The sequence below is a fragment of the Streptomyces tricolor genome (assembly GCF_002155905.1).
GTDB lineage: Bacteria > Actinomycetota > Actinomycetes > Streptomycetales > Streptomycetaceae > Streptomyces > Streptomyces tricolor.
Genome location: NZ_MUMF01000669.1, coordinates 1 through 2,458, shown reverse-complemented (window position 1 = coordinate 2,458; position 2,458 = coordinate 1). Strand labels below are relative to the sequence as shown.

At 74.7% G+C, this 2,458-nt stretch carries 1 protein-coding gene and 2 pseudogenes; all 3 read right to left on the bottom strand.

What is annotated here, in order from left to right; all coding sequences use genetic code 11:
• A pseudogene (locus CCN44_RS36980) lies at positions 1 to 253 on the bottom strand (ComEC/Rec2 family competence protein); the annotation flags it as partial.
• Positions 250 to 1,368, bottom strand: coding sequence for a ComEA family DNA-binding protein (locus tag CCN44_RS36975; protein ID WP_086703084.1), 1,119 nt, complete (start codon positions 1,366 to 1,368; stop codon positions 250 to 252). The gene CCN44_RS36975 and the pseudogene CCN44_RS36980, both read right to left, overlap by 4 nt.
• A gap of 144 nt (positions 1,369 to 1,512) precedes the next feature.
• A pseudogene (locus CCN44_RS36970) lies at positions 1,513 to 2,302 on the bottom strand (DegV family protein).
• Positions 2,303 to 2,458 lie beyond the last annotated feature (156 nt).

Here is a 2,458-nt window from a genome sequence, read left to right as displayed (position 1 = left end):
ACCTGCCCCGGCCGCCCTGCCCGTCTCGCCCCGGCCGTCTCACCGACAGCAGGGCGACCCCGCCGACCAGGCACACGACAGCGATCACGGCAGTCCAGGTCGCCGGTGCGTCCAGGGTCAGGGCCGCCGTGGCCCAGGCCGCGAGCGCCGGCGGCACCAGGCGCAGATCCATGGGGCCACCCCGGCCGGTGTGCGCGGCCTCGCGCTGCTCGGCTGCGGGGCGCGGGCCGGCCGTGTCGAACGTGCGGCTCATGGCCGTACCAGCTCGCGCAGATCGGTGAACCGGCGGTCGCCGATGCCGTTGACCTCGCGCAGCTCGTCCACCGAGCGGAAACCGCCGTGCTGGGTGCGGTAGTCGATGATGTGCCGGGCCAGTACCGGGCCGACTCCGGGCAGGGTGTCGAGCTGGTCCACGGTGGCCGTGTTGAGGGAGACCGGCGCGGTCGGGCCCGTGCCGGTGGCTCCGGAGAGCGGGCCGGCTGCCGGGCCGGGCGGGGCGGCGGGTGCGGCGGGGGCGCCGACGACGACCTGTTCGCCGTCGACCAGGAAGCGGGCCCGGTTGAGTCCTTCCGTGCTCACGCCGGGCCGGACACCGCCCGCCGCCCGCAGTGCGTCGGCCACGCGGGCACCGGCCGGCAGCCGCAGGATCCCCGGTTTCCGGACCTTGCCGCTGACGTCCACGACGATCTCCGCGCCCGGTGTCGCCGACGTGCCCGCGGCCGTTCCGGCCGTCTCTCCCCCGGCCTTCTTGGGGAAGGGCGACTGCGCACGCACGACTTGGGGCGCGGTCACGGACTGGGGCCGGCCCGCCCAGAAGTGCTGCGCGGCAAAGACGGCGGCGGCCAGGAGGACCACGGCGAGCGCCACCACTCCCCGCCGTTCGACTCCGTACCGTGCCTGCAGCCACACCGGCATCCGCTCGCGCAGCGCCAGCCCGGCCCGCTCCCGCCAGTCCGGACCGGCGGGCTCCTCCGGCTCCGACGACCGCGTCCCACTGGCCGGTCCGGGCTCCGTTTCGCCGCCCGGCACCGGCAGGGCGACGGTCGCTGCCCTCCTCGGGCTCAGACCGGGCGCGAGACCCGTCGCCGTCGCCGTCGCCCTTGCCGTTGCCGTTGCCGTTGCCGTCCGGATACTCGCCGGCCCGTCCTCGGAGGGCGGCGCGTTCCCCGACTCCCGCCACTGCACGGCTCGTTCACCGAAGAGGAGTTCCGCCCGGCGGCGCAGTTCCTCCGCCGGTGCGGGCGGGTGGTGGCGGGTGCGGCCGGGGTGACCGGTGCTGCGGCGGTGGCGGAGTCGGCCGTCCGAGGCGGGGCCACGGCCGGGGCCGCTGGTCGGAGTCGCGGTGCGGGAGCGAGATCGAAGTGCCATGCGACGAGGATGGGGGATCTCGCCGCATCGCGATGATCTTGATGAATTTCCGTGGATGCGCGGCCGGTTGTGGAAAACTCCGCCACCCGTAGGAGTGAAGCCGATCGGTTCCCGGAACCAGCGGCGCTTCGGAATCGTGAGGTGTCAGCGAGGCGAGACGACGGCGCCCAGCAGCCCCGGCCCGGTGTGTGCGCCGATCACCGCTCCAACCTCGCTGACATGCAGGTCGGCCAGGCCCGGGACGCGTTCCCGCAGCCGGTCGGCGAGGGCGGCGGCACGGTCGGGGGCGGCGAGGTGGTGGACCGCGATGTCGACCTCGGCGTTGCCCGCCCGCTCGGCGGTGAGTTCCTCCAGGCGTGCGATCGCCTTGGACGCCGTACGGACTTTTTCGAGCAGCTCGATCCGGCCGTCCTCCAGCTGGAGCAGCGGCTTGACGGCGAGCGCGGAACCCAGCAGGGCCTGGGCGGCACCGATCCGGCCACCGCGGCGCAGATAGTCGAGGGTGTCGACGTAGAAGTAGGCGGACGTGCCGTCGGCTCGTTTCTCCGCGGCCGTGACGGCCTCGTCCATCGTGCCGCCCGCCTCCGCGGTCTCGGCCGCGGCGAGCGCGCAGAAGCCGAGCGCCATCGCGACCATGCCGGTGTCCACGACCCGCACGGGCACCGGTGCCTCGCGCGCCGCGAGCACCGCGGCGTCGTGGGTGCCGGACAGTTCCGCGGACAGGTGCAGGGAGACGATGCCGCTCGCACCGGACTCGGCGACCCTGCGGTAGGTCTCCGCGAACACCTGCGGGCTGGGGCGGGAGGTGGTGACGGAGCGCCGCTTCTGCAGTGCCTGGGCCAGGGAGCGGGACCGCCGTGATGCCATGACGCTCCATCGCCCGGGGCGGCAGGTAGGCCGTGGAATCGGTGACGATCGCGACATGGCGGGACATGAGCTGGAGGTTACCTGGCGTAGTGCCCGTGCGGCAGCCCGGCCCCCGTGCTGTGGTCGTGGAGCGCCCCGCTCATGTGGTGCTCTCCGGGCGGGGCTCCTTCTGCCAGGGGGGCGTGGGGCGCCATGACGGCGGGGCGATCGCGTCCGGGGCGGG